8 protein-coding genes are annotated in these 7,362 nt (G+C 68.8%); 5 read left to right on the forward strand and 3 right to left on the reverse strand.

Annotated features, from left to right (window positions below):
• Positions 1–56: 56 nt before the first annotated feature.
• Positions 57–818, reverse strand: a complete 762-nt coding sequence (locus tag AB4Y86_RS07930) for a DUF72 domain-containing protein (RefSeq protein ID WP_441401664.1) — start codon at positions 816–818, stop codon at positions 57–59.
• Between the two features lie 167 nt (positions 819–985).
• Between AB4Y86_RS07930 and AB4Y86_RS07935 the strand changes: the two genes are divergently transcribed.
• The 4 genes from AB4Y86_RS07935 (at position 986) to AB4Y86_RS07950 (ending at position 5,128) form a co-directional block, all read left to right on the forward strand.
• On the forward strand, positions 986–2,749 hold the full coding sequence (locus AB4Y86_RS07935; protein WP_441401666.1) for a glycoside hydrolase family 15 protein: 1,764 nt from the start codon (positions 986–988) through the stop codon (positions 2,747–2,749).
• 127 nt (positions 2,750–2,876) lie between these two features.
• Entirely contained in the window at positions 2,877–3,179 is a 303-nt protein-coding gene (locus AB4Y86_RS07940) for a YegP family protein (protein WP_441401668.1), read from the forward strand.
• A complete protein-coding gene (locus AB4Y86_RS07945; RefSeq protein WP_441401670.1) occupies positions 3,166–3,882 on the forward strand; it encodes an HAD family hydrolase in 717 nt (238 codons plus the stop codon). The genes AB4Y86_RS07940 and AB4Y86_RS07945 overlap by 14 nt, the downstream gene beginning before the upstream one ends.
• A gap of 70 nt (positions 3,883–3,952) precedes the next feature.
• Entirely contained in the window at positions 3,953–5,128 is a 1,176-nt protein-coding gene (locus AB4Y86_RS07950; RefSeq protein ID WP_441401672.1) for a zinc-dependent alcohol dehydrogenase, read from the forward strand.
• An 18-nt stretch (positions 5,129–5,146) separates the two neighbouring features.
• Here the strand turns inward: AB4Y86_RS07950 and AB4Y86_RS07955 are convergent, their stop codons facing one another.
• On the reverse strand, positions 5,147–6,055 hold the full coding sequence (locus tag AB4Y86_RS07955) for a CHAD domain-containing protein (protein ID WP_441401674.1): 909 nt from the start codon (positions 6,053–6,055) through the stop codon (positions 5,147–5,149).
• A 169-nt stretch (positions 6,056–6,224) separates the two neighbouring features.
• On the opposite strand from AB4Y86_RS07955, the gene AB4Y86_RS07960 reads away from it, so the two are divergent.
• On the forward strand, positions 6,225–6,986 hold the full coding sequence (locus AB4Y86_RS07960; protein ID WP_441401676.1) for an SDR family oxidoreductase: 762 nt from the start codon (positions 6,225–6,227) through the stop codon (positions 6,984–6,986).
• A 34-nt stretch (positions 6,987–7,020) separates the two neighbouring features.
• Here the strand turns inward: AB4Y86_RS07960 and AB4Y86_RS07965 are convergent, their stop codons facing one another.
• A complete protein-coding gene (locus tag AB4Y86_RS07965) occupies positions 7,021–7,332 on the reverse strand; it encodes a sterol carrier family protein (protein WP_441401678.1) in 312 nt (103 codons plus the stop codon).
• Positions 7,333–7,362 lie beyond the last annotated feature (30 nt).

Genomic DNA, 7,362 nt, shown 5'->3' on the forward strand with positions numbered 1-7,362 from the left:
TTCCATGGTTCCACTCTCCCACAGCGCGGTGGCGGGCCGGCGATTGCGTCAGCCGGTCAGGCGTCTCCCAGGAGTTCGCGCAGCATGGTGGCGTTGCGCACCGCGTTGCCGTCGCCGTCGTTGTTGAAATAGGCGAAAACGTCCCTGCCTGCGCCCTGCCACTCGCGGATCCGGTCCGCCCACCAGCCCAGCTCCTGATCGGAATAGGACCCGGCGTAAAGGTGCTCCCGGTCCGGTCCATGCAGCCGGACGTAGACGAAGGGTGCGGTAGCCCGCAGGATGCAGGGCAGGTGGGCGCCGCTCATGACGCAGTACGCAGCGCCGTGCCGTTCCAACAGCTCGTACACCGCCGGGTGGTCCCAGCTGGCGTGGCGGAACTCCACGCTCACGCGGAACCAGTCCGGCAGCGCGGCCAGGAAGTAGTCCAGCCGGGCGTCGTCGCGGGCAAAATCCGGCGGCAGTTGCACCAGTAGCACGGCGCGTTTGTCCCCCAGTTCGTGCCAGCCGCGGCCGATCCGCTCCGTCCAGAGCTCCGGCCCGTACAGCTTCTTCCCGTGGCTCAGCCCCCGCGGGGCCTTGACGGACATGGCGAAGCCCTCCGGAAGGCGACGCTGCCAACTGACGAACGAGCTCTCCCGCGGCCAGCGGTAGAAGCTCGCGTTGAGCTCCACCGTGGTGAAACGGGACGCGTAGTGGGCCAGCCGGTCCCGGGCCGGCAGCCCGTGCGGGTAGAGCACGTTCTCCCAGTGGTCATAGCTCCAGCCGCTGGTTCCGATCTGCGGCACTCCGCGGTGTGATGCTCCGTTGTGGCGTGCCATGTTGTGTGATGCTCCGCTGTGGGGTGCCCCCGAGTCCTGTTCCGGCATGTTGGGATCGTAGCCCCGCCAGAGCGGCCGCGCCCAGCCTGCGGTCCGCGGGAGCCGCGGCCCGCGGCTCGGGGACGGGATCTTCGTCCCGCGGCAGGTCGTGTGGCACTGTAGGACCCATGGCTCGCATCGAGGATTACGCGATAGTCGGCGACTTGCACACCGCCGCCTTGATCAACACCGAAGGTTCCATCGACTGGCTCTGCCTGCCGCGCTTCGACTCACCGGCCTGCTTCGGCGCCCTGCTGGGCGGACCGTCAGCCGGTCGCTGGCTGCTCGCGCCCGCCGCCGGCGGCGAATGCACCCGGCGGCGGTATCGGGAGGACACCCTCATTCTTGAAACTGAGTGGGAAACCCCGGACGGCGCGGTCACCGTTATCGATTTCATGTCTCCCCGCGACGGCGCGGCGGACATCGTGCGGATCGTGGTGGGGGTCCGTGGAACGGTCCGGATGCGCGGCGAACTGGCCCTGCGGTTCGACTACGGACACATCGTCCCCTGGGTCCGCCGCGACAAGCACGGGATCCACGCCGTGGCCGGCCCCGACGCCGCGTACCTGGTCACCGACGTCCCGCTGCGCGGCGAGCATATGGAAACCGCGAGCGACTTCACCGTGACGGCCGGGGAGCGTATACCGTTTGTGCTGACCTGGGCTCCCAGCCACCTTGGCCGCCCGCGCGCGGTGGACCCGGAAGGCGTCCTCGCAGCCACCGAATCGTTCTGGCGGCAGTGGTCTGCCAAATGTTCGGCCGCGGGCCCGTACCGCGACGCCGTGCTGCGCTCGCTGATCACCCTCAAGGCCCTGACGTACGCCCCGACCGGCGGCATCGTCGCCGCAGTGACCACCTCGCTGCCCGAGGAACTCGGCGGCGAACGCAACTGGGACTACCGCTATTGCTGGCTTCGGGACGCGACCCTGACCCTGCAGGCCCTGCTCGCCTCGGGCTACTCGGAGGAGGCCGCGGCCTGGCGGCACTGGCTGCTCCGCGCGGTGGCCGGGGACCCGGCGGACCTGCAGATCATGTACGGGCTGCACGGTGAGCGCCGGTTGCCCGAAATGACGCTGGACTGGCTGCCCGGCTATGAGGGGTCGGCGCCGGTGCGGATTGGCAACGGCGCGGCCGGGCAACTGCAGCTGGACGTCTGGGGCGAGGTGCTGGACGGCCTGGCCCTGACCCGGACCTCGCTGCTGCGGCAAAAGGATGACTCCTGGGATGTCCAGGTGGCGCTAATGGAACATCTGGAGACCGCCTGGGACCGCCCGGACAATGGCCTCTGGGAGATGCGCGGCCCCCGCCGCCATTTCACCCATTCCAAGGTAATGGCCTGGGTGGCCGCGGACCGGATGGTCAAGGGCGTCCGGGACTTCGATCTCCCGGGCCCGGCAGACCGCTGGGAAGCCCTCCGCGACAAGATCCACGCAGACGTCATGGCCAACGGGTTCGACGTCGAACGCAACACGTTCGTGCAGTCCTACGGCCGGCCCGAACTCGACGCCAGCCTGCTGCTCATCCCGCGGGTGGGCTTCCTGGCCGTGGACGACCCGCGGGTCGTCGGTACTGTCGACGCAGTGCAACGGGAACTCACGCGGGACGGCTTCCTGTTGCGTTACCGGCAGGAACAAAGCGACGACGGCGTCCCCGGCGGAGAGGGCGTCTTCCTCGCCTGCTCTTTCTGGCTCGTGGACGCGCTGATCGACATCGGTCGGCGCCATGAAGCCAGGGAACTGTTCGAACGGCTGTTGGCGTTCCGTAACGACGTCGGACTCCTCAGCGAGGAGTGGGGTGTCGCCGAGGCGCGGCAACTAGGGAACACRCCGCAAGCGTTCAGCCACTTCGCCCTCGTTCACAGTGCGCTCAAACTGGAGGCGGACGGCCACTGACGCCCCGCTTTGGCGGCGGTTAACGGCGTCACAGGCCACGTCCGCGGGCCGGACGGGACTTTTCTCCAGAGCGTAGATAAGTATACTTACTAATACCCCGCGTGGGGCAGGATTAGAGGAGTATGCGATGGCTGGTTATTTCGAGCTCGTGGACGCGCCCGACGGCGGCTACCGGATTCGGATGATGGACAGTGGCGGTGGACTGATGGCTGTCTCGGTCACCTTCCCGACAAAGCGGGCGGCCGTGGCCGGCATTGCCCAGACCCGGGAGATCGCCGGAACCGGCCTGATCCGTGACCGCAGCGGCGACAGCCAGTCCGCGGTCCTGTCCTCCTTGGCCAAGCGGCGGAGCGGCGGCGGTGCAGGTCGCGGCTCCTCGCTCACCGGAGGGACGCTTGCGGCCGTGAAGAGGACCCGTGCCCACCACTGAGGCCCCCTCGGCCGGGCAGCACAAGGCCGCAGTTCTCTTCGACGTCGACGGGACGCTCGTCGATTCGGCGTACCTGCATACCCTCGCGTGGTGGCAGGCGTTCCGACAGGCAGGCTATGACGTGCCGATGGCGAGCATTCACCGCTCGGTCGGCATGGGCGGGGACAAGGTCCTCAACCACCTGTTGCCGGCAGACCGGGACACGGATGCCGACGACACCATCATGACCTCCCATGCGGCCGTCTTCTCCACCTTTTGGCCGTCCCTCCGACGGCTCGACGGCGCCCGGGAACTGCTGGCGCAGTGCTTCGACAGCGGACTCGCCGTCGCGCTGGCCTCCTCGGCCCGGGATCGGGACCTTGAGATCCTCCGCGGCGCGATCGGCGCGGATGCCTATATTCACGCCGCCACAAGTTCCGCCGACGCGAAGGAAAGCAAGCCCGCCCCGGACATCCTCGTCGCAGCACTCAAAGCCGTGGGCGTTCCGGCCGGCAATGCCGTGTACGTGGGCGACGCCGTCTGGGACGTCTACGCAGCCGGCGCTCTGGACATCCCGGCGATCGGCCTCACCTGCGGCGGCACCAGCGAGGCCGAACTCCGCGAAGCCGGCGCCGTGGAGGTCTACGAAAGTCCGCGCGCGCTGCTCAACAACCTCGCTGGCAGCGCCATCGGCAAACTCGCCGCGCGCGTCCGCGGTAACTGACCGTCCGGCCGGCGGCCGCCTCAAATTTCCCAGACCCGCTGACTCTTCCGTCCACCGAAAGGCACTTCGCGTGAAAGCACTTACTTGGCAAGGCAAACGTTCCGTGAGCGTCGAAGAAGTACCCGATCCGGTCATCCAGGCCCCCACCGACGCGATCGTACGGATCACCTCCACGGCCATCTGCGGTTCCGACCTGCACCTCTACGAGGTTCTCGGCCCGTACATGCACAAGGGCGACATCATCGGGCACGAGCCGATGGGGGTCGTCGTGGAAGTAGGCAGCGCTGTCACTAACCTGGCAAAAGGGGACCGCGTGGTCATCCCGTTCAACATCTCCTGCGGCCACTGCTTCATGTGCAGCCAGGGACTGCAGTCCCAGTGTGAAACTACCCAGGTCAAGGAAAAGGGTTCCGGGGCCGCACTCTTTGGTTTCTCCGAGCTGTACGGATCCGTGCCCGGCGGCCAGGCCGAGTACCTGCGGGTGCCGCACGCCGACTACGGGCCAATCAAAGTGGGTTCGGAGCTCCCGGACGAGCGGTACCTCTTCCTGTCGGATATCCTTCCGACCGCCTGGCAGGGCGTGAAGTACGCGGACGTGCCCGAGGGCGGGACGCTTGCGGTGCTGGGCCTTGGCCCGGTGGGACAGTTCGCCTCGCGGATCGGGAAGCACCTCGGCCTGCGCGTGATCGGCGTGGACCCGGTGCCGGAGCGCCGGGCAATGGCGGAGCGGCACGGCGTCGAAACCCTGGACTACTCCAAGGGCGTCGCCGACGAACTTCGGTCAATGACGCAGGGCAGGGGTGCCGATTCGGTGGTGGACGCGGTCGGGATGGAAGCCCACGACTCGCCGGTGGCGTCGTTCGCCCAGCACGCGGCCGGGTTGTTGCCGGACAAACTGGCGCAGAAAGCCTTCGAGACCGTGGGGGTGGACCGGCTGTCCGCGCTCTACACCGCCTTGGACGGGGTCCGGCGCGGCGGCACTGTCTCGCTGAGCGGGGTCTACGGCGGTTCGGCCTCCCCGATGCCGCTCATGCACATGTTCGACAAGCAAATCCAGCTGCGGATGGGCCAGTGCAACGTCCGGCGCTGGACGGAGGACCTGTTGCCTTTGGTGGAGTCCGACGCCGACCCGCTGGGGGTCATGGATCTCGTGACGCATCAGGCCAGCCTGGATGAGGCTCCGGCGATGTACGAGAAGTTCCAGAAAAAGCAGGACGGCTGCATCAAGGTGGTGCTCAAGCCCTGACGGCACTCGGCAGCGGCGTCAGCGAGTCGGGTGTTCCTTGTGCCAGAGCTTCAGGAACGACCGCTCGGCGTCGGCCGCCAGGCTCTCCTCCCTGGCGTGGAGCCGCCCGTACGTGAAGCCGTTCTCCCCGCTGCGTAGCGCACGGCCGCCCAGTTCGGCCAGCTGCGCCCGCGCCATCACACTGTCCTGATGCTGGCCTAGCAGCTGCTGGATCTTGGCCGCCGACTTCGCCGTCTTCTTGGCGCGGCGGCGCTGCTTCTTGGCCGACGTGTGGCCACCCCCGGAATGCCGTGAGGCGGCGAGCTCCGCGGAGTACCGCAGCCGCTTCGCTGCCTTCCGGATTTCATGGAGGCCTGCGTCCCTGTCGGCCCCGCTATCGTCTGCCTGCGGGGGAAGTGCGTCGACGGCGCGCCGGAGCCGGCGCTCGTCCTTTGCCACCAGCTTGCGAATCCCCGTTCCGGAAGGCCGGGCAGCTTTGGCCGAGAGCGGCGCCGCGCCGACCAGCTCTTCCAGGGCGGTCAGCAATTGCGCGTAGCGCTCGCCGCCGAGCGCCTCGCAGGCAGCATCGAGACCGGCTGCGGTCAGCACGTCGAGTTCCTCGTCGATCCGCTGGGCGGCCGGGCCGAAGCGAAGCGACTCGGGCTCCCGGGCGAGCAGTAAGGTCAGCCGGTCGTGCACCACGCCCGGGTCGCGGCCGGCCCCGAGCAGCCCGGAGAGCCAGCGCAGTTCGGTGCGCACCGGTTCCACCGCGCCGTCCTCGAAGAGCGGCCGGCCCGAAGCCAGCAATGAGCGGAGGCGCCTCGCCGCGACCCGCATGTAGTGGACTTCCTCGGGCTGCTTCGCCCGGACTCCGGCCGCGTGCGTGCGCAGCTCAGCGAGCTGTTGCCCAAGGTAGGCCAGCAGGACGTCGCCGGCGGTGGTTGCCACCCTTCACTATGTCTCCGGCACTTCGACGGCGCAAGGGGTGCCGCGAGAGATCAATTTGGGGCAATGATTGCGTTGGGCACTGCCGTGACGTGTCGGACCGGCATAGGCTGGCCGGGAGCGCACTCCAGCCCGTCACACACACTAGAGCCCGTCATATCAGGAGACCCACATGTCGCATCAGCACCACCTCGGCCCGGTCGCCGTCGTCACCGGAGCGGGTTCCGGGATCGGGAGGGCAGTGGCCCGGCTCATGCTGACGGAAGGCTACCGCGTGGTGCTGGTCGGCCGGCGGGAGGCGCCGCTGCTGGAAACCGGGGCGGGCCACGCGCAAGCGCTCGCGGTGCCCTGCGACGTTTCCCAGCGAGACGACGTCGAGCGGCTTTTCGCCGTGGTGCTGGAGCACTGGGGCCGGGTGGACGTGCTGTTCAACAATGCCGGGGTCGTCGGCCCTGTCGGTTCGGTGGACGAGATCAGTGTCGCGGACTGGGAGGCCACGGTGGCCGTGAACCTGACCGGCTCCCTGCTATGCGCCGCCGCCGCCGTGCGGGCGATGAAGGCGCAGTCCCCGCAGGGCGGCCGGATCATCAACAACGGTTCCATCGCGGCGCACTCACCCCGGCCGCGCACCGTCGCCTACACGGTCACCAAGCACGGCATCACCGGGCTGACCAAGAGCATCGAGCTCGACGGCCGCGCCTTCGGCATCAGCTGCGGGCAGATCGATATCGGCAACACGGCAACGGCGCTGATGAGCGAGCTTGGCGTGGGGGACGGTGCGCTGCAGGCTGACGGCAGCCGGCGGGTGGAACCGACGTTTCCGGTCGAGGACGCGGCCCGCGCCGTGCTGCTGATGGCCGGCATGCCCGCGGCCGCGAGTGTCGGGTCGCTCGTGATCACCGCTGCCRGGATGCCGTTCATCGGCCGCGGCTGAACAGCCTGCCGCCCGGATGACAGCGGCGGCCTTGCTAGAGCGGCAGCAGCCTGGACAGGTCGGCGCGCAACCCCGAGGCAGCTACCCGTCCGGCGCCGACCGCGTCCGCCCAGCTGAGCCGGCCGGTGACCATCGCGAGCCAGGTGGCGGCGTCGCACTCGATCACGTTGGGCGGTGTGCCGCGGGTGTGCCGCGGGCCCTCGACGCATTGCGTGACCCCGAACGGCGGGACGCGGACCTCCACCGAATTGCCGGGCGCCCGTGCGGTGACCTCCTCGAGGGAGTAGCGCACCGCCGTCGCGAGCGTATTGCGGGACACGGGGGCTGCAGCGTCCGAGTCCGGCATGTCGGAGTGAGCCAAGTCCGAGGCCGGCGC

Source organism: Arthrobacter sp. 2YAF22_2, assembly GCF_052114645.1.
Lineage (GTDB): Bacteria > Actinomycetota > Actinomycetes > Actinomycetales > Micrococcaceae > Arthrobacter.

What these genes read in the sequence shown, in the direction of transcription:
- AB4Y86_RS07940 (WP_441401668.1), top strand. Translation starts at nt 2,877, where the DNA reads ATGGCTGGTTATTTCGAGCTCGTGGACGCGCCCGACGGCGGCTACCGG.
- AB4Y86_RS07930 (WP_441401664.1), bottom strand. Translation starts at nt 818, where the DNA reads ATGGCACGCCACAACGGAGCATCACACCGCGGAGTGCCGCAGATCGGA.
- AB4Y86_RS07965 (WP_441401678.1), bottom strand. Translation starts at nt 7,332, where the DNA reads ATGCCGGACTCGGACGCTGCAGCCCCCGTGTCCCGCAATACGCTCGCG.